We start from the raw sequence: 19,556 nt of genomic DNA on the forward strand, positions 1-19,556 counted from the left end.
CCCAGCGGCGATAAATTGGCCCCATCGCAAAACATCTGTTCCCCGGAGAGCCAAATGAGCCGCAAGTTCGACTACCTGGGCGATGTGGAGGTGTTCCTGGCGGTGGTCGAGCACGGCTCGTTCACGGCCGGCGCGGTGGCGCTGTCCACCACGCCCTCGGTGCTGAGCCGCGCGGTCACCCGGCTGGAAGCGCGGCTGGGCCGGCAGCTGCTGCAACGGACCACCCGCCGCGTGGGCCTGACCGACGCCGGGCGGCTCTACCTGGAACAGGTGCGCACCGCCTTCGGCCTGCTGGACGACGCCGAGCGCGACTTACTGGCCCAGGACGGCGCGCTGGCCGGCCGCGTGCGCCTGAGCGTGCCCACCACCTATGGCCACTACCGGCTGCCGCCCGTGCTGGCGCGCTTTGCGCAGCAGTACCCGCAGGTGCAGGTGGAACTGAACATCACCAACCGCAACGTGGACCTGGTGGCCGAAGGCTTCGACCTGGCCATCCGCCTGGGCCAGCTGCCGGACAGCGGACTGGTGGGGCGGAAGCTGGAGGACGCGCCGCTGCTGCTGGTGGCCGCGCCGGACTACCTGCAGCGCCGCGGCACACCGCAGACGCTGGACGATCTGCAGCAGCACCTGTGCCTGCCCTTCGTGATGCCGCGCACCGGGCGGCTGGCGCCGTGGATCTTCCGCGACGGCGGGCGCGACGTGGACTGGCTGCCGCGCTCGTCCATCGAGACCTCCGACGATGTGCTGGGCGTGGTGTCGCTGGCCGAACAGGGCATCGGCATCTGCCAGAGCTATGCGTTCATCGTGCGCGAGCGGTTGCAGCGGGGGGAGCTGGTGGAAGTGCTGCCGCAGTTGCGTGGGCGGTCAAGGCCATTCTCGGTGATCTATGCGCCGCATCGGCGGCAGTCGACGGCGGCGCGGGCGATGATTGAGTTGTTGGTGGGGAATGCGGCGGAGGCTGGCGTTGTTTGAAGCTGCGAGCTTGTTAACAGTGTCGGGTTTGAACCGCTTTTCGGGATGTGCGGCTGATCGCGTGCCGCTGCTTGGCGAGGCGGACTAAGAACTGTTGCAAAGAAGGCTGTCGCGCTATTCGCTTTTGGCGTGGGCGATTGCGCCACGTTGATTCGCTATCAGCAGAGCAGATGCGCGAATGCGCCTGCTGGCGTCGCGTGCTGCACGAATGCTGCATGCAACAATAGTTCTTCGCTCTCGGATTCCGCGATTCCTTCGCGAATTTCTATTGGCATTCGAAGCGACTGCGTAACCAACATGACGTGCCACCGACAACGGGTGGCTCCGGGTCTGCAAACCCGCGACGATTGTTGTGCCTGTTGTTTACGCTTGCCCGTCGGCACCGTCCTTAACCGGTGCCGGCGGGCAATCCGTCGGCCTGTATGGCGGGCGGTGCGTGGGGGTCCTCGGACCCACCGGTCATGGCACTACTTCGTCCCGGTTTGCAGCCACGCATCGTCCGCCACCCTCTTCTCGGTGGCGCTGTTAAGCACAGCCACGGAAGCCGACGCCATGAACGAATCCGACACCTTCTCTTCGTACACCGTTGTTGAGCCCATCAACGACGACACTCCCCTGCCCGACCTGAACTCCCTGCTCGGCATTCTCAAGCGCATGCGCGGCTGCGAGGGAGCAGATGGGCACCCCTGGCCAGAAACCGATGTGTCACCTGGTCGTCGCGTGAGCCTGGCCAGGAGCGAGCGCGCGATGGTTGGGGCGCTCACGGTGCTGGAGTTACTGCACGCGGCAGACCGCTGCCGGGTGGCAGCGGAGCCGGAGCGGCATTTGGATGAGGGGGTTGTTGATGGGTTGTTTCTGGCTTGTAGGGGGTTGGTTGAGTGGGGCTGTCATGAGGTGAGGCCGGAATCACTAGCCCAAAGCCCATCTAAAGGTTAAGAGTCGAGCACTCCGACTGCCCCAATAGGGTCAGCCCCGAAACCTTCGTGCAGTGTGTTCCGGAAAGTGTTCTGGTCACATTTGCAATGCCCAGAGGCGACGGAAGAGGAGGTTGGACTGTACGTCCTGCATCTACCGCTGCCTCCGCCGAATAGTTGCTAGCCACAATCGATGCTCGCAAGCACGACCACACCCTTCACGTTTGCCTAACAATGCGCTACTGTTCCACGTCTGCTATCAGGGGAAGAGATGTGGCTAAGGGAGCCAAGCAACCATCAGACGCAGCAATCTGGCCGTTGCTAGACAAGGATGTAGATCTTCGAAAAGAGTTCAGACTTAGGTCGAAGAAATTTGATCAGAAGAGGGTGATCAGTGATGAGATCGCTCATAACCTTGATAATGGATGGATCATCCACAAGAAAGAAAAAGGCAAGGCATCTCTGCGCAAGGACAAATGCCTTGACGAGAGAGTAGAGAACATTTGGTGGACCCTTCTATATAAGATGGGCTATCGAGAGCTGAACTCCGGGCGCAATTTCAGAATTCTGACAAAGAAGCGGAAAGAAGAGGTCGTCGAGCGCCCCTTTTCCGTGTTCGCGGCGGATGATGAAACCGTTATTGTAACCCGCGTCAAGACCTCTGAGCGCCTCAAAAGAGCCAGCGTCTCGAAGGAGTTGGCAGACTTTGCGTCCTGCAAGGGAGAAGTCGCCACAGCGGTAAAGAATTTTTATAGCGGATTCAAACCTAAGATTCTTTGGTTCTATCTAACCGAGAACATTGTCTGGTCTGAATCCGACATTGAATTTGCCGCAAAGCAAAATATTAAGAGAGTCACAGAGCAAGAGCTCCCTTACTTCACCCAGATTGCAGAGCTTCTGGGTAAGGCGGCTAGGTTCCAGTTCCTAGCGGAGTTCCTGAAGGATCAGCCCATCCCAGAGATGACCGGGGTGACAGTCTCTGCCACGCGATCAAAGTTGGGCGGGAGATACTTTTACTCCTTCGTATCAACTCCGAGACAGCTTCTAAAAATATCCTTCGTCAATCACCGAACGCTCGACGATCCGGAAGGCCACCCAACCTACCAGCGCCTTGTTCAGAAGAGCAGGCTAAAGTCAATTGCATCTTACATTCTGAACGGCGGAATATTTCCCAACAATTTGCTAATTAATTTTAGCAAACCGCCGCGCTTTGATATCACCAATAAGGACACCGGAACCGAAGTTCATTTCGGGACACTCTATCTGCCAAACACCTACAAATCCGCATGGATTATTGACGGTCAGCATCGACTTTACGGCTACGCTTCCTTACCAGACCCTTACCTCGACCAACGACTTGTAGTAGTCGCCTTCGAGGGAATATCCAAGGAAGAAGAGGCTGAAATGTTCGTGACCATCAATCATGAGCAGAAGTCCGTCCCCAAAAACTTGCTTGATGACTTGGAAGGCCAGCTAAAATGGGGATCGGATAACCCGGGAGAGCGCATTGGGGCTCTGGCGGCACGCGCGATTCAAACCATGAATAAGGATCCTTCTAGCCCCCTTCATGCGCGCTTCTCTGCGGAAGGCATCAAAGGAAGCAATCGTGCCTGCCTGACCGTTCCTCAAGTAAAGATTGGCCTCAAGCGTTCCGGAATATTTGGGACTGCCCAGAAGGGAGACTATTTGCCTGGACCACTAGGCACCGGCACTGACAACGCCACTCTCCAACGGGGCACCAAGGTCCTTAACGGATTTTTGCGCCAGTTCCAAGAGGCGGACGTGGCACGATGGGAAATCGGCCGAACTGGAAAATTGTGCACAAATGACTCCATTCAGGCACTAAGTTTGTTGCTCGGTGAAATTACACGGCATTTGCAGAAATCCGGCCAATTAAAAGTTAAAGCTAGTGATACAGATCTCTTGGAGAAGGTGACAGACTTTGCCGCGCCCCTCCTAGACTATATAAAGGATAGCGCTCCAGACAAGGTCGACGCCACACTCTCCGCTGGATATGGGAGCGGCGCACCCAGAACATTGTTCTTGCGTTTTTCTCAAATCCTTCGCCAGAAGCATCATTCCTTCTGTCCTGACGGCTTGGAAGATTGGGAGAAGACCCAATCGGAGGAGCTGAAGAACACTGCGGATCAACAGGTTCAGCAGATCAATATTCTAGCAATCGATCATATATTTAAAGTTTTCCGAGCCAAGTTTGGCGAGGAAAATAACAACTATTGGGAAAAGGGAATTGTTCAAGGAAAGATAAAGACCTCAGCGTATAGCAAGTCGCAGGATGTTGAAGTTGGCGCCCGACTTCCTCTCGAAGCCTATCTCGACTTTATCGATCTAAAGCAAATTATTGAAGAGAAAACACGATGGCCACTTTTTAAGGACGTCATGGATATACCACTTGACGGCCAAAAGGGTAACGCCAAGAACGTAAAGTGGATGGATAGATTCAACGAGATTCGGCGAATCCCCGCTCATGCAGCACCAGGCCGCGGCTACAGCTTGGACGACCTCGACCTTTTAGAGCTTGTGGCAAATACCCTTCAGTCTCGGATTAGCGCATACGACTATGATCAAATCCAGCCAGAAGACTGAAGGACCGATAGTGCCGCCCTTTCTGAAGTGGGCCGGCGGCAAGCGCTGGTTGACGCGAGAGTCCAAGGTCATGCAAATGATCCCGCTGAACGCTCGGTACGTTGAACCTTTCCTTGGAAGCGCTGCGATGTTCTTCCATTCGCGCCCGACGTGCGCGCTCCTTAATGACTTCAATGCGGACCTAATCGCCACGTATCAAGCCATCAAGGATGACTGGGAAAGCGTCTTCACTCTGCTGCAAGCTCACCAACGAAAGCATCTGAAGGACGACAGTTACTATTACTCAGTGCGCAGCTCCACGCCAAATGAATCGGCGGCTAGGGCCGCGCGTTTTATATATCTAAACAGAACTTGCTTTAACGGCCTGTATCGCGTAAATCGCAAAGGACAGTTCAACGTTCCCCGCGGCACGAAAGATGCAGTAGTCATGCCCACTGATGACTTTGAATCGATCAGCAAGATGTTAGTAGGCGCCACTCTAACACACGGCGATTTCGGAAAAGTAATAAAAGAATGTGGACAGGGTGATTTTATATTTTGCGACCCACCCTACACCGTCAAACACAATCACAACGGATTTATTCTTTACAACGAACAGTTATTCTCGTGGGCGGATCAGGTCAGGCTTAGAGATGAACTCGCGGCAGCTGCTTCGCGGGGCGCATCTGTGATGGCAACCAATGCCGACCACCCTTCCATCCACGAGCTCTACTCAGACTTTGACATTTCAGTAGTTGAGCGATCAAGTGTGATGTCGTCTATCGCCACTCGACGAAAGAAGACCACCGAAGTGGTCATCTCATTGAATCTATAGCCGCGTAGGAGAGACCGGTGGAACAAGCTACGGGCTTCGCGTTCTTCGGCCTTCGCACCACGCTGAGTGAGGGAACATAGAACTTTTCAGCAAGCCACCTCTATACTGACCAGAAACAACAAGGGCGCCTCTCGGCGCCCTCGTGCTTTCAACTCATTCCCACTCAATAGTCGCCGGCGGCTTCCCCGAGATGTCATATACCACCCGTGACACCCCCCGCAACTCATTGATGATCCGGTTGCTCACCGTACCCAGGAACCCATACGGCAGGTGCGCCCAATGCGCCGTCATGAAGTCAATCGTTTCCACGGCCCTTAGCGCAATCACCCACTCATAAGCCCGCGCGTCACCCACCACGCCCACCGACTTCACCGGCAGGAACACGGCAAATGCCTGGCTGGTCTTGTCGTACAGGTCGGCCTTACGCAGCTCATCAATGAAGATGGCATCGGCCTTGGCCAGCAGTTCGGCGTATTCGCGCTTCACTTCGCCCAAGATACGCACGCCCAGGCCCGGGCCCGGGAACGGGTGGCGGTAGACCATGGTGCGCGGCAGGCCCAGCTCAACGCCCAGGCGGCGCACTTCGTCCTTGAACAGCTCGCGCAGCGGCTCCACCAGGCCCAGCTTCATGTGCTCCGGCAGGCCGCCCACGTTGTGGTGGCTCTTGATCACATGCGCCTTGCCGGTCTTGCTGCCGGCCGACTCGATCACGTCCGGGTAGATGGTGCCCTGCGCCAGCCACTTGGCGTTGCTCAGCTTGTTCGACTCTTCGTCGAAGATCTCAACGAACAGGTTGCCGATGATCTTGCGCTTGGCTTCCGGGTCGTTCACGCCTTCCAGCGCGGCGAAGTAACGGTCGGCGGCGTTCACGCGCACCACCTTCACGCCCATGTGCTCGGCGAACATCGCCATCACCTGGTCGCCTTCCTGCCAGCGCAGCAGGCCGGTATCCACGAACACGCAGGTCAGCTTTTCGCCGATGGCCTTGTGCAGCAGCGCGGCCACTACGGACGAATCGACGCCGCCGGACAGGCCCAGGATCACTTCGTCATCGCCCACCTGCTCGCGCACGCGGGCGATCTGATCGTCGATGATGTTGGCGGCGGTCCACAGGGTCTGGCAGCCGCACACATCCACCACGAAGCGGCGCAGCAGCGCCTGGCCCTGCAGCGTGTGGGTCACTTCCGGATGGAACTGCACGCCGTACCAGCGCTTTTCTTCGTTGGCCATGGCGGCCACCGGAATGCGGTCGGTGGTGGCGGTGATGGTGAAGCCCGGCGGCGCGACGGAGACGTGGTCGCCGTGGCTCATCCAGACATTCAGCTTCGGCTCGCCGCCGTGGTCGCTCAGGCCCTTGAACAGCGCATCCGGGTTGATCACGTTCACTTCGGCGTGGCCGAATTCGCGCTGGTCAGCGGCTTCGGTGGCACCGCCCAGCTGCGCGGCCAGGGTCTGCATGCCGTAGCAGATGCCGAAGATCGGCAGGCCGCTGTCGAACACTTCCTGCGGCGCGGCCGGTGCACCCGGCAGCGTGGTCGATTCCGGGCCACCGGACAGGATGATGCCCTTGGCGCCAAATGCGGCGATCTCGGCCGGGTTGTGGTCCCATGCCCAGATTTCGCAGTAGACGCCCAGCTCGCGGATGCGGCGGGCGATCAGCTGCGTGTACTGCGCGCCGAAATCGAGGATGAGGATCTTGTCGTTATGGATATTGGTCATGGCGCCCCGGCAATGCAGTAGGGAAAACGAAATCAGATTTACGGCGGCAGATGGAGAAAGAGGAACGGGAAGTGCTTCCCCGTTCCTCTTTGCTCGGCCCGCATCAGGCGCGGTAGTTCGGCGGCTCTTTGGTGATGGTCACGTCGTGGACGTGGCTCTCACGCTGGCCGGCGCCGCTGATCTTCACGAACTTGGGCTTGCTGCGCATGTCTTCGATGGTGGCGCAGCCCACGTAGCCCATGGTGGCGCGCAGACCGCCCATCAGCTGGTGGATGATGCCGCCCACCGGGCCGCGGTACGGCACGCGGCCTTCGATGCCTTCCGGCACCAGCTTGTCGGCGGTGGCGGCGTCCTGGAAGTAGCGGTCCTTCGACCCCTTCTCCATCGCAGCCAGCGAACCCATGCCGCGGTAGCTCTTGTACGAACGGCCCTGGTACAGCTCGGTCTCGCCCGGCGACTCCTCGGTACCGGCCAGCAGGCCACCGACCATGATGGTCGAGGCACCAGCGGCCAGCGCCTTGCCGATGTCGCCCGAGTAGCGGATGCCACCGTCGGCGATCAGCGGGATGCGGTCCTGCAGCGCTTCGGCCACCAGATCAATGGCGGTGACCTGCGGCACGCCGACGCCGGCGACGACGCGGGTGGTGCAGATCGAGCCCGGGCCGATGCCGACCTTCACTGCGTCCGCGCCGCTGTCCAGCAGCGCCAGTGCGGCTTCGCCGGTGCAGATGTTGCCACCGATGACCTGCACGTTCGGGAAGTTCTTCTTGACCCAGCTGACGCGGTCCAGCACGCCCTGCGAGTGGCCGTGTGCGGTATCAACCACGACCACGTCCACGCCGGCGGCGACCAGCGCTTCCACGCGGCGATCGGTATCGCCACCTACGCCTACGGCAGCGCCCACCAGCAGGCGGGTCGACAGATCCTTGGCAGCGTTCGGGAAGTCGGTGTTCTTCTGGATGTCCTTAACGGTGATCAGGCCACGCAGTTCGAACGAATCATTGACCACCAGCACCTTTTCGATGCGGTTGCGGTGCAGCAGCTGCAGCACTTCGTCGGAGGCGGCGCCTTCCTTGACCGTGATCAGGCGATCCTTCTTGGTCATGATGTGGCGGACCGGATCGTCCAGCTCGGTCTCGAAGCGCATGTCGCGGTGGGTCACGATGCCGGCCAGCAGGCCGTCGCTGCCCACCACCGGCACGCCGGAGATGTTGTGCGCCTGGGTCAGGGCCAGCACGTCGCGGATGGTGGTTTCCGGACCGACGGTGATCGGGTCGCGGATGACACCGGCCTCGAACTTCTTGACCTTGGCCACTTCCGCGGCCTGCTGTTCCAGGCTGAGATTCTTGTGGATGATGCCCATGCCGCCGAGCTGGGCCATGGCGATGGCCAGGCGGGCTTCGGTGACGGTATCCATGGCTGCGGACAGGATCGGAAGCTTCAGCTTCAGGTCGCGAGTCAACCGCGTTTCGAGGTTGACGTCCTTCGGCAGGATGGTCGAGTGGGCGGGGACGAGCGAGACGTCGTCGTAAGTGAGTGCTTCAGCCTGGATGCGCAGCATCGGCATACCCGAGATGTGGGGAAGCGCGACATTTTACCCCTTTTTCGCGCCGCGTGGCAGGGGGTAGATGCGACGCAGTGTCGCGCGGGCGGCGATTGGTTCAGGGGGCCATCCGGGCCGGCGGCATACTGCCTTTGGTAAGTGCCAACCTTGGTTGGCGCCTACCAGGAGCGAGTCACCGGCCTGCCTTTGGTGGGTGCGGACCGTTGGTCCGCACTACCCTTCAGACACCTGTGTCTCCTGCATTGTGCCGACCAACGGTCGGCACCCACCTTAAGAGGATCACTCGGGCCAGCCCTGGAGCGCCTTTGGTAGGTGCCAACCTTGGTTGGCACAAACAGCCAGAGGCCTTCACCCCACCTCGGGTCCAGGTGCCGGACGGATCATGCCAACCAAGGTTGGCACCTACCAGGAGCAGGGCATCACCCTGCCCCGGCATTGTGCCGACCAACGGTCGGCACCCACCAACAGCAGATCTCCCCAATCGCAGGTCAGCTCAGCGCTTCCGCCGCTTCCAGGGTGTTCTGCATCAGCGTGGCCACGGTCATCGGGCCCACGCCACCCGGCACCGGGGTGATCCAGCTGGCCCGCTGGGCGGCCGCTTCAAACCCGACGTCGCCCACCAGCCGGCCGTCGTCCAACCGGTTGATGCCGACGTCGATCACCACCGCGCCCGGCTTCACCCACTCGCCCGGCACGATGCCCGGGCGGCCCACCGCCACCACCAGGATGTCGGCGTTGCGCACGGCCTGTTCCAGCACGTCCTTGGGGGTGAACTTGTGGCAGCTGGTCACGGTGCAGCCGGCGATCAGCAGCTCCAGGCCCATCGGGCGGCCGACGTGGTTGCTCACGCCCACGATGGTGGCGTTGCGGCCACGCACCGGCTGGTCGGTGTGGCCCAGCAGCGTGGTGATGCCGCGCGGGGTGCAGGGGCGCAGGCCGAACTCGCGCAGGGCCAGGTGGCCGACGTTTTCCGGGTGGAAGCCGTCCACGTCCTTGCGCGGGTCGATGCGCTGGATCAGCCGGCGCGCATCGGGGATGCCCGGCAGCGGCAGCTGGATCAGGATGCCGTTGATCTTCGGATCGGCGTTGAGCTGGTCGATCAGGTCGAGCAGCTCGGCTTCGGTGGTACCGGCCGGCAGATCGTAGTCATGCGCTTCGATGCCGACCTTCTCGGCGGCACGGCGCTTGTTGCGCACGTACACCGTCGAGGCCGGGTCGCCACCGACCAGCACCACAGCCAGGCCTGGACGGCTGCCGCCAGCGGCGACGCGGGCGTCGACGCGCACCTTCAGGCTGTCGAGCAGGTCCTCGGCGATACGGCGGCCATCAAGGATGCGGGCAGGATGCTGGGAGGCGGAATCGGTCATCGGGAGCGGGCGTGGGGCGGCGGGGACGCTATTGTCCCTGATTCAGGCCCCCTCGCCCACCGCCGCGCGCCGACACCGCGCACCGGTAGTGCCGGCCGCTGGCCGGCAACCTCATGACGTCGGAACGTTTCCGTATCTGCCGGCCAGCGGCCGGCACTACCAATCACCGGCTTCGGCAATTCCCCGCGCGGGTAGTGCCGGCCGCTGGCCGGCAACCNCATGACGTCNGAACGTTTNCGNATCTGCCGGCCAGCGGCCGGCANTACCAACCNCNGGCTNCGGCAATTCCCCNCACGGTAGTGCCGGCCGCTGGCCGGCAACCCANGACGTCGGAACGTTTCCGTATCTGCCGGCCAGCGGCCGGCACTACCAACCACCGGCTTCGGCAATTCCCCACACGGGTAGTGCCGGCCGCTGGCCGGCAACCTCANGACGTCGGAACGTTTCCGTATCTGCCGGCCAGCGGCCGGCACTACCGGGCTTTACTCTTCCTCTTCCGGCACGTCCTGCGGGTTCAACGTCTTGCTTGCCCGCTTCGGCGCGGTGAACGGCGTCGGCGTCGGTACGCCCTGGCCGGAGTTGCCAAACACCATCTTGGCGCCGGCATTCAGACCACCACCGGCAATCTCCAGCTCGAAACGCTCGGCATCGCGGCGCCGGATCTGCTCGGCGATCTCGATCGCATCGTCTTCATCCGCACCCAGCTCCACCAATGCGGCCTGGCCGAACAGCACCGCCGACTCAAACGTCTCGCGGATCTGGAAATCGACACCGGCATGGATCAGCCGCAGCGAATGCTCGCGGTCGAACGAGCGCACCATCAGCTTGGCCTGGGGGAACTCGTGTGCCACCAGTTCAACGATGCGGTCGGCGGCCTCGGCCTTGTCCACGCACACCGCAATCGCACGTGCAGTCGCCGCGCCCGAGGCATGCAGCACGTCCAGACGGGTGCCATCGCCGTAGTAGATCTTGAAGCCGAACCGCGCCGCGCTCTGGATCATCTCCACATCGTTGTCGATGATGGTCACGTCCACGTCGCGCGCCAGCAGCGACTGGCTGGCGACCTGGCCGAAGCGACCGAAGCCGATCAGCAGCACGCTGCCGGACAGGCCATCGGCCTCGTCCACGCCGTCCATGTTCACCGTCGGCTTCGGCGCCACGCGCTTGTAGAGCAGCACCACCAGCGGGGTCAGCGCCATCGACAGCACCACCACGGCGGTGAAGTTGGCATTGATCTCCAGATTGATCACGCCGGCCGATGCGGCGGCCGAGAACAGCACGAAGGCGAACTCGCCGCCCTGCGCCATCAGCACGCCGCGATCCAGCGCCTGCGCGTGGTCGCTGCCCATGATGCGCGCGACCACGTAGATGCACAGCGCCTTGGCCGCCATCAACGCCAGCACCAGGCCGAGGATCAGCTGCCAGTTGCCAGCCACCACGCCCAGGTCCAGCGCCATGCCCACGCTGAGGAAGAACAGGCCAAGCAGGATGCCGCGGAACGGTTCGATGTCCGCTTCGATCTGGTGGCGGAAGGTCGATTCGCTCAGCAGCACGCCGGCCAGGAACGCGCCCATCGCCATCGACAGGCCGGACAGCTGCATCAGCAGCGCCGCACCCAGCACCACCAGCAGCGCGGCGGCGGTCATCACCTCGCGCGCCTTCGACTCGGCCAGCACGCGGAACAGTGGGTTGAGCAGGAAGCGGCCGACCAGCACCAGGCCGACGATGGCACCCACACCGATCGCCACCGATAGCCAGCGCGAACCCTCGCCGTCGGCACTGCCGGCGCTCGGGCCCATCCACGCCACCAGCGCCAGCAGCGGCACGATCAGCAGGTCTTCGAACAGCAGGATCGAAACGATCTTCTGCCCCGATGGCAGCGCGATGTCGCCGCGCTCGGCCAGCAACTGCATCACCACTGCGGTGGAGGTGAGCACGAAGCCGGTGGCACCGATGAAGGCCACCTGCCAGGGCAGGCCGAACAACTTGGCAATGCTGGTCAGCACCAGCGCACAAGTGACGATCTGCAGCGTGCCCAGCCCGAAGATCTCCTTGCGCAGGCTCCACAGGTGCGAAGGCCGCATTTCCAGGCCGATCACGAACAGGAACATCACCACGCCGAGCTCGGCGGTATGCAGGATGGCCTGCGGGTCGGAGAACCAGCCCAGCCCGAACGGTCCGATCGCCAGGCCAGCGGCGAAGTAGCCCAGCACCGAGCCCAGGCCGGCCCGGCGGAACAAAGGCACCATCACCACCGCCGCGCCCAACAGGGCGACGACCTTGACCAGCTCGCTGGTCGCTGCTTCTACCGCCATGCGGTGTGTTCCCCAAGATCCAGAATCGGGTTCAACAATAGAGCAATGCCGATGACGGCAATAGCACGCATGTTGCGCCGGATTGTCTTGGAGGTGGAACGATGTAGGGAGCTACCCCAGCATCATCCCGAAACCATGCATCCGCGTCGGTGGGTGCCACCATGCGCCCGCTTCGGTAGGTGCCAACCTTGGTTGGCACGAAAACGCCGACCAAGGTCGGCATCTACCAAGGCATTCCCCGGCCAGCCTCACCCACCCCGGCAGAACGCGGCGTAATCGATATACCCCGGGAATGGCACGTCCGGCGCGCACACCGGGCAGTGCGGGTCCGGCCGGATGCCGGTCTCGCGGAAGCGCATGCCCAGCGCGTCGAAGCGCAGTAGGCGGCCGACCAGCGGCTCGCCGATGCCCAGCAGCAGCTTCAGCACTTCGGTGGCCTGCAGCACACCAGCCAATCCCGGCAGCACGCCCAGCACACCGGCCTCGGAACAGTTCGGCGCGAACTCCGGCGGCGGTGGCTCCGGGAACAGGCAGCGGTAGCACGGCGCCACGCCACGCTGGCGGCCGGCGTCAAACACGCTTACCTGGCCATCAAAGCGCTCGATGGCGGCGTACACCATCGGTATCGCGTGCTTGATGCAGGCGTCGTTGAGCAGGTAGCGCAGCGGAAAGTTGTCCGAGCCATCCAGCACCACGTCCACGCCGTCCAACAGCGCATCCACGTTCTCGGAGGTGACCCGCTCCGGCACGGCCTCCACCTCGATCGACGGGTTCAGCGCCAGCAGCCGCTCGCGCGCCGAATCGACCTTGAGCTGGCCCACGCTGGCTTCGGTATGCACGATCTGCCGGTGCAGGTTGCTGCGTTCCACGCGATCGTGGTCGGCGAAGCGCAGGTGCCCCACCCCGGCGGCAGCCAGGTAGAACCCAGCCGGTGCGCCCAGCCCACCCGCGCCCAGCACCAGCACGCGCGACTGCTGCAGCCGGCGCTGGCCGGCCTCGCCCACCTGCGGCAACAGCAGGTGGCGCGAATAGCGATCGTAGAAATCACGGTCGGCGGCGCTGGACAGCGGCTGCACCAGCGGCAGCGACTGCTCGCGCCAGGCCACGGTACCGCCGGTCACGGAAGCGACGTGAGTGTAGCCGGCCTGCAGCAGGAACTGCGCGGCATCGGCCGAGCGCTTGCCGCTCTGGCAGATCAGCAGGATCTCCTGGTCGTGCCGCGGCAGGTGTGCGGTCGGGTCGGCCTGCAGCTCGCCCTTGGCCACGCCGCGCGCGCCTTCGGCCATCCCGCCGGCCCGTTCGTGCGCCTCGCGCACATCGATCAGCACCGCGCCATGGGCCAGGCGCTCGCGCGCCTGCGCGGGGGAAAGCTCTTGGATGCTCATGGCCGCATTATCGCGCAGACACCCTCGACGCGCCCTGCCCCGAACATGGCACCATGCGGGCGTTGCCCCCTGCACCCCGGAACCGCTGCATGCGCTCTGCCACCGAATTCTGGCGTGACCCGCGCATCCCCTTCGTCGAAAGCCGACGGGCGTGCGACAGCCGCGCCTGCCATCGCCCGCACAGCCATGACACCTTCTCGATCGGCGCCGTCGACGCCGGCAGCAGCGTGTTCACCGGCGCCGCGGAAGGACCGCGCCTGCTGAAGCCCGGCAGTCTGGTCGGCGTGCCCGCAGGCCGCGTGCACGCCTGCAACCCCCTGCCCGGCCAGCTCTGGAGCTACCAGATGCTGCATCTGGACCCGCGCTGGATGGCCGAGGTCCGCGCCGAGTATGACGACCTGCCCGAACCCGACTGGCAGCAGGAACCGATCCGGATTTCCAACCATCGCCCGCGCTACCAGCAGTACTGCCAGCTCAACGAGACGCTGTTCTCCGACGACCCGGTCAGCGTCAAGGAAGCGGCCCTGATCGTGTTCGTCGGCGATCTGGATGAACACGATGGTGTAGCCGTCGCCGGCCCGCTTGAAGATGCCGCGTTACAGCAGCGCTTGCAGCCGGTGATGGACGTCCTGCGCCAGCGGCTCGAACACACCCCGGCCCTGCAGGAGCTGGCATCGCTGGCAGGCATGAGCCGCTACCAGCTGATCCGTGCCTTCCGACGCGCCACGGGCCTGACCCCGCACGCCTGGCAGATCGACCAGCGCATCCAGGAGGCCCGCCGCCGGCTGTGCGAAGGGCAGGCACTGGCCGTGGTCGCGCATGCACTGGGTTTTGCCGACCAGAGCCATTTCCAGCGGGTCTTCAAGGCCCACGCCGGTGCGACCCCGGGCCAATACCGGCGCTGAGCCTGCAATAACGTTCAATACCATCGCGCGGCGCATCCGCAGACTGGCGCCCCAGCCAGCCGCCGCCGGATCCGATGGAACAGTTCCTGGTCATCGCCACCGTACATTTTCTCGCCCTGCTCTCACCCGGCCCCGACTTCTTCCTCGTTGCACGCACCGCGATCACCTCGGGATGGCGCACTGCCAGTGGTGCCTGCGCAGGCATCGCCGTCGGCAATGGCGTCTTCATCGTGGCCGCTTTCACCGGAACGGCCATGCTGCGCCCAGGCAGCGCAGGGTTCATTGCGGTGCAGTTGGCGGGCTGCGGGTTCCTGCTGTACCTCGGCACGCTGTTCCTGCGCCATGCGGGTTCGACGACGTTGCAGGCAGCTGAAGCTGCCGACGGATCGCGAGCGGGTGGGGCCCAGGGATGGTGGAGGGCGGCAGCGCTGGGTGCCCTGTCTGCGCTGCTGAACCCGAAGAATGCGCTGTTCTACGCAACGCTGGCGGCGATGCTCAACGGTCCGCAGGCCAGCGCCGCAACGAAGTTCTTCTATGGCGCGTGGATGTTCGGCATCGTCCTGCTATGGGATCTGCTGGTTGCCGCGCTGGTCGGCCACCCATGGGTGCTGGGTCGATTCGCGCGTGCCCTGCCCTGGCTGGAACGGGCCGCAGGGCTGCTGATGATTGCGCTGGCGCTCTGGATCGCCGTGTCGCTGTGGCTGGGCTGATGCCGGTAATTCGCGCCTGTCGCAATAGCGTTCAATACGGCGCGTCCAGCGCAGCCCACACTCGGCACTTTCTGTAGTTTGGTGGCAGGTTTTCGTGCAGCAGTTCTTCATCGTCGCGGTGCTGTACGGCTTCGCCCTGCTCCTGCCTGCGTCGAATCACGCGAAGATCCTGCGCACCGCGATGGGCGCGGGCGGGCGCGCCGCCATGGCCGCATCGTTCGGTATCGCCATCGGTACGGGCATCATCTGCGCCACGGCCTTCGTTGCGGCGGGCATGCTGGGAAACCGCGGCCTGTGGACGCTGGCGATGGAGTGCGCGGGCTGCCTGCTGCTGCTGCGCTTGGCGGGCATGTGCCTGCGCGACGCCGGGCTGATCCCCCTCTCTCCGCTTTCCCTGCAGATGCCCCGGGGCCTGAAGGCCCGCTCCCGTTGGCCGCACGCCGAGGCTGGATGCCTGTTGGCGCTCGCCAGCATCAACAACTGGACGCTGCAGCTCGCGGTTGCAGCCCTGGTCAGCGGCCTCGTTGCCGACATGGATACAAAGGCCGCTTACGTGGCCTGCCTGGGCGGCGTCGCGCTGTCGCTCGGCCTGCTGATGGCGTGGCTCGGCAGCCATCCGCGCTGGGCACAGGGGTGTTGCCGATTGCTTCCGTGGCTGGAGCATGCCGCGGGTCTGGTGATCGGCGCGGTGTCGGTGGCGTACCTGGCAGGGGTACTGGGTACCACCCTGGTCTGGGCGAGCCTCACGGGGCAGGCGCAGCTGCCCGAATCGATGATGGCCGCGCCCCGCAGTGCCCCATGCGCGTTGCCGCATTGCCGCGCTCGTCGCAACAGTTCGCCATGATCGAGGACTGTAGACGTAGGGGTAGTGCCGGCCGCTGGCCGGCAACCTCGTGAACACACCAGGCATCATCGGGTTGCCGGCCAGCGGCCGGCACGACCACACACAAGAAAGGCGGCCCTGCGGCCGCCTTCCCGTGAATCACTTGCCCTTGACGTGCTTCATCAAGCGCCGCTTGGCCTTGACCTGCCGCTCGGTGAGGACGTTCTTCTTGCCCTCGTACGGGTTGGTGCCCTCGCGGAAGATGAAGCTCACCGGCGTACCGATCAGCTTGAAGCGCTTGCGGAAGAAGTTCTCCAGGTAGCGCTTGTACGACTCCTGCAGTTCCTTCAGGCGGGTGCCGTGCACGATGAAGGTCGGCGGGTTGGAACCGGCCGGGTGCACGTAGCGCAGCTTGGAGACGTGGCCGCGGATGGTCGGGGGCGGATTGGTCTCGTACGCCACTTCCAGCGCCTTGTTCACTTCGCTGGTGGTGAAGGTCTTGTTCGCCGATTCGTGCGCGCGGTGCACCGCACGGAACAGCTCGCGCAGGCCCGAGCCATGCTTGGCCGAGATGCGCACCGATTCGGCCCACGGCACGAAGCCCAGCTTCAGCGACAGCATGGTTTCGGCCTGCTCGCGCTGGTACTCGGTCAGGCCATCCCACTTGTTGATGGCAATCACCAGCGCGCGGCCGGCGTCGAGCACGGCACCGAGCACGGTAGCGTCCTGGTCGGTCACGCCTTCGGTGGCGTCCAGCATCAGCACGGCGACCTGGCACTGCTCGATCGACTGCATGGTCTTGACCACCGAGAACTTCTCGACGACCTCGTCCACGCGCGAACGGCGGCGCAGGCCGGCGGTGTCGATCAGGCGGTACTCACGTCCATCGCGCTCCAGGTCCACCGCGATCGAGTCGCGGGTGGTGCCCGGCACGTCGGAGGCGATCATGCGCTCCTCGCCGAGGATGCGGTTGACCAGGGTCGACTTGCCCACGTTCGGACGTCCGACGAAGGCGATGCGGATACGGTTCGGATCGTTGTCCAGTTCTTCGCCGCTGCCTTCTTCCGGCAGGCGCTGGATCACTTCGTCAAGCAGGTCGTCCAGACCCTGGCGGTGCGCGGCCGACACGGTCAGCATCTCGCCGAAGCCGTAACGGGCGAATTCCGAACGCACGCTGTCCTCGTCGGTGCCGTCGATCTTGTTGATCAGCAGCAGCGTCGGGCGCGACAGCTTGCGCAGCCAGGCCAGGATCTCGTCGTCCAGCGCCGAGGTGCCCTCGCGGGCGTCGACGACGAACAGGATCAGATCGGCTTCGGCCGCCGCAGCCCGGGCCTGGCGCGTGGTGGCACCCGCCAGGCCTTCGTCTTCCCCGGCAATACCGCCGGTATCCACGACGAGGAAATGGTTGTCCTCGTCGAGGCGACAGACGCCGTAGTTGCGGTCACGGGTGACGCCGGGCTGGTCATGGACCAGCGCGTCGCGGGTGCGCGTAAGCGCATTGAAAATAGTCGACTTGCCGACATTCGGCCGTCCAACCAGGGCGACCAAAGGCAGCATCGCGATTACTCCAATTTTTAATTTGCCAACCGGAAGGCGGTCAGCTTGCCATCCACGTTCTGCACCAGCAGCACCCCGTCGACGACGACCGGCTGGGCCAGCAGGGCGTCACCGCCGCTCTTCGCCCGTGCCGCCATCGCACCATCGGAGGTCTTCAACCAGTGCACGTATCCCTTGTAGTCGCCGACGACCACGTAATCACCGTGCAGCGCCGGGCCGGTCAGCGAACGACGGGCCAGCTCGGTCTGCGACCACATGGCAGCGCCGGTCGCCTTGTCCAGGCCGAACACGCCACCCTTGTTGTCGGTGACGAACACATTGCCCGACGACACCGCCACACCACCTGCACCGCCATGGTCGCGCGCCCACAGCGGGCGACCGGTCGGGCCTTCGATGGCCATGGTCTGGTTCTTGAAGCTGCTCACGAAGAGGGTGTTGCCCTCCAGCACCGGAGCACCGTCGACATCGGCCATGCGGTCCAGCTCGGTACGGCCTTCGCCGTTGCCAAGGTTCTGTTCCCACAGGGTACGCCCATCCTGCATGGCCAGCGCGGCAACCGCGCCTTCGTCCTTGCCGATGAACAACACGCCCGGACCGGTGACCACCGGCGCGTTGCCGCGCACGGTCAGCGCCGGCAGTTCGCTCGGGTTGAACCACTTCTGCGTGCCGTTGCCGGCATCGAACGCGGTGACGCGGCCGTCGTTGCTGCGCACGAACACCAGGCCCTGGGCCACGGCTGGCGCAGCAATGACCTCACCCGGAACACGGGCGCGCCACTTCTCGCTGCCGTCATTGATGTCCAGGGCGATGACCTGGCCATCAAGCGTGCCGATCACGACCAGGTTCTCACCGACACCCGGGCCGCCGGACAGGCGCAGCTTCGGCTTCTTCTTTTCCTTCTGCGGCTCCCAGGTCCAGACCTTCTTGCCGGTCTGCAGGTCGATGGCGTGCACGCCGCCGGTGATCGCCGCAGCGAACACATGGCCATTGGCAACGGCCGGGCCCTGGCGCACGCCGATGCGGCGCTCGCCCTTGCCGAGGTTGACCGACCAGGCCTTGTTGACCTTGACGCTCGGCTCGAACTTGACCAGCTCAGCCGGCTCCTGGGCCTTCTTCGCTGCCGCGTCCTTGCCGGCGAACCAGCCCTTCATGGTGCTGCAGCCGGTCAGGGCCATGCCCATCAGGAGCACGGTGGCGACGCGGGTGATCATGACCTTCTGACTCATCAAACCGACTCCGCAGGGGCGGCGACCGTGCCGCCGGCATCCATAACCTTGGTTTCCAGCAGGCGCCGCTGCGGCGCTGCCACGTCCAGCGACTTCAGCGCCTTCTCGTACTGTGCGCGGGCGTCATCGCGCTTGCCCTGCGCCATCAGCGCATCGCCATGGATTTCCAGGCTGCTGCTGTCAGTGGCGCTGCCCAGCAGCTTGATCGCCTCGTCGCTCTTGCCGGTGGCCACCAGCAGGCGGGCCACACGCTGGTCGACCACGCGCTGCAGGTCGCCTTCGACCTTCACGGCGCGCAGGGTGGCCAGCGCTTCTTCGTTCTTGCCGGCGTCGACCTGGGCCTTGGCCAGCTGCAGCGCCGCGAGGTCGCCATAGATGCTGGACGGGCCCGCTTCGAGCGCCTTCACTGCCTTGGCAGCGTCGTCGAGCTTGTTCTGCTGAAGACCGACCAGGGCCTTCTGGTATTCCACGTTGGCCGAGGCCAGCTTGCCGCCCTGATCCTTCTGGTACCACTGCCAGCCGGCAATGGCACCGATCGCGATGGCTACGCCACCGAGGATGCTGGCGCCATTCTTCCGCAGCCAGCTGCGGACGCGTTCACTTTGTTCGTGCTCGTCGAGCAGATCGTCGATCGCCATGCGTACTCTCGCCCCGCCCATCGGGAGGGACCATTGGGTTTAA

15 protein-coding genes are annotated in these 19,556 nt (G+C 63.7%); 7 read left to right on the forward strand and 8 right to left on the reverse strand.

Annotated features, from left to right (window positions below; all coding sequences use genetic code 11):
- The first annotated feature begins 54 nt into the window (after window positions 1-54).
- From JLDANKMP_RS15320 to JLDANKMP_RS15335, 4 genes are all read left to right on the forward strand, one after another.
- Window positions 55-972, forward strand: a complete 918-nt coding sequence (locus JLDANKMP_RS15320; protein ID WP_212561567.1) for a LysR family transcriptional regulator — start codon at window positions 55-57, stop codon at window positions 970-972.
- A gap of 552 nt (window positions 973-1,524) precedes the next feature.
- The gene (locus JLDANKMP_RS15325) at window positions 1,525-1,908 is read left to right on the forward strand and encodes a hypothetical protein (RefSeq protein ID WP_212561568.1); all 384 of its coding nucleotides are present in this window, start codon (window positions 1,525-1,527) and stop codon (window positions 1,906-1,908) included.
- Window positions 1,909-2,159: 251 nt separating this feature from the next.
- The gene (locus JLDANKMP_RS15330) at window positions 2,160-4,490 is read left to right on the forward strand and encodes a DGQHR domain-containing protein (RefSeq protein WP_212561569.1); all 2,331 of its coding nucleotides are present in this window, start codon (window positions 2,160-2,162) and stop codon (window positions 4,488-4,490) included.
- Window positions 4,465-5,304, forward strand: coding sequence for a Dam family site-specific DNA-(adenine-N6)-methyltransferase (locus JLDANKMP_RS15335; protein ID WP_212561570.1), 840 nt, complete (start codon window positions 4,465-4,467; stop codon window positions 5,302-5,304). Before JLDANKMP_RS15330 ends, JLDANKMP_RS15335 begins: the two co-directional genes overlap by 26 nt.
- A gap of 153 nt (window positions 5,305-5,457) precedes the next feature.
- On the opposite strand, the gene guaA is transcribed toward JLDANKMP_RS15335, so the two are convergent.
- The 5 genes from guaA to moeB all read right to left on the reverse strand — a co-directional run bounded on the left by guaA (window position 5,458) and on the right by moeB (window position 13,654).
- Window positions 5,458-7,023, reverse strand: a complete 1,566-nt coding sequence (gene guaA / locus JLDANKMP_RS15340) for a glutamine-hydrolyzing GMP synthase (RefSeq protein WP_212561571.1) — start codon at window positions 7,021-7,023, stop codon at window positions 5,458-5,460.
- 103 nt (window positions 7,024-7,126) lie between these two features.
- A complete protein-coding gene (gene guaB / locus JLDANKMP_RS15345; RefSeq protein WP_212561572.1) occupies window positions 7,127-8,584 on the reverse strand; it encodes an IMP dehydrogenase in 1,458 nt (485 codons plus the stop codon).
- A gap of 491 nt (window positions 8,585-9,075) precedes the next feature.
- The gene (folD, locus tag JLDANKMP_RS15350) at window positions 9,076-9,954 is read right to left on the reverse strand and encodes a bifunctional methylenetetrahydrofolate dehydrogenase/methenyltetrahydrofolate cyclohydrolase FolD (RefSeq protein ID WP_005413112.1); all 879 of its coding nucleotides are present in this window, start codon (window positions 9,952-9,954) and stop codon (window positions 9,076-9,078) included.
- Between the two features lie 482 nt (window positions 9,955-10,436).
- Entirely contained in the window at window positions 10,437-12,269 is a 1,833-nt protein-coding gene (locus JLDANKMP_RS15355; protein WP_099561356.1) for a monovalent cation:proton antiporter-2 (CPA2) family protein, read from the reverse strand.
- Window positions 12,270-12,517: 248 nt separating this feature from the next.
- Window positions 12,518-13,654: a molybdopterin-synthase adenylyltransferase MoeB gene (moeB, locus tag JLDANKMP_RS15360; protein ID WP_212561573.1), complete on the reverse strand. Its 1,137-nt coding sequence runs from the start codon at window positions 13,652-13,654 to the stop codon at window positions 12,518-12,520.
- 89 nt (window positions 13,655-13,743) lie between these two features.
- On the opposite strand from moeB, the gene JLDANKMP_RS15365 reads away from it, so the two are divergent.
- The 3 genes from JLDANKMP_RS15365 to JLDANKMP_RS15375 all read left to right on the forward strand — a co-directional run bounded on the left by JLDANKMP_RS15365 (window position 13,744) and on the right by JLDANKMP_RS15375 (window position 16,113).
- Window positions 13,744-14,559 carry an AraC family transcriptional regulator gene (locus JLDANKMP_RS15365; protein WP_212561574.1) on the forward strand — a complete coding sequence of 272 codons (816 nt, stop codon included), beginning with the start codon at window positions 13,744-13,746 and terminating at the stop codon, window positions 14,557-14,559.
- A gap of 74 nt (window positions 14,560-14,633) precedes the next feature.
- Window positions 14,634-15,269 (forward strand): LysE family transporter, encoded by a 636-nt coding sequence (locus tag JLDANKMP_RS15370; protein WP_212561575.1) that lies wholly within the window; start codon window positions 14,634-14,636, stop codon window positions 15,267-15,269.
- Between the two features lie 94 nt (window positions 15,270-15,363).
- Complete coding sequence (locus tag JLDANKMP_RS15375; RefSeq protein ID WP_212561576.1) at window positions 15,364-16,113, forward strand: lysine transporter LysE; 750 nt, start codon at window positions 15,364-15,366, stop codon at window positions 16,111-16,113.
- Window positions 16,114-16,251: 138 nt separating this feature from the next.
- Here JLDANKMP_RS15375 and der read toward each other — a convergent pair whose 3' ends face one another.
- From der to JLDANKMP_RS15390, 3 genes are read right to left on the reverse strand one after another with little or no spacing between them, the layout of a single operon-like run.
- Complete coding sequence (der, locus tag JLDANKMP_RS15380) at window positions 16,252-17,649, reverse strand: ribosome biogenesis GTPase Der (RefSeq protein ID WP_005413118.1); 1,398 nt, start codon at window positions 17,647-17,649, stop codon at window positions 16,252-16,254.
- A gap of 17 nt (window positions 17,650-17,666) precedes the next feature.
- Window positions 17,667-18,875 (reverse strand): outer membrane protein assembly factor BamB, encoded by a 1,209-nt coding sequence (bamB, locus tag JLDANKMP_RS15385; protein ID WP_005409300.1) that lies wholly within the window; start codon window positions 18,873-18,875, stop codon window positions 17,667-17,669.
- Complete coding sequence (locus JLDANKMP_RS15390; protein WP_212561577.1) at window positions 18,875-19,513, reverse strand: tetratricopeptide repeat protein; 639 nt, start codon at window positions 19,511-19,513, stop codon at window positions 18,875-18,877. The genes bamB and JLDANKMP_RS15390 overlap by 1 nt, the downstream gene beginning before the upstream one ends.
- Window positions 19,514-19,556: the final 43 nt, after the last annotated feature.

Origin of the sequence: Stenotrophomonas sp. PE591, assembly GCF_018320795.1 — a bacterium.
GTDB classification, from domain to species: domain Bacteria; phylum Pseudomonadota; class Gammaproteobacteria; order Xanthomonadales; family Xanthomonadaceae; genus Stenotrophomonas; species Stenotrophomonas maltophilia.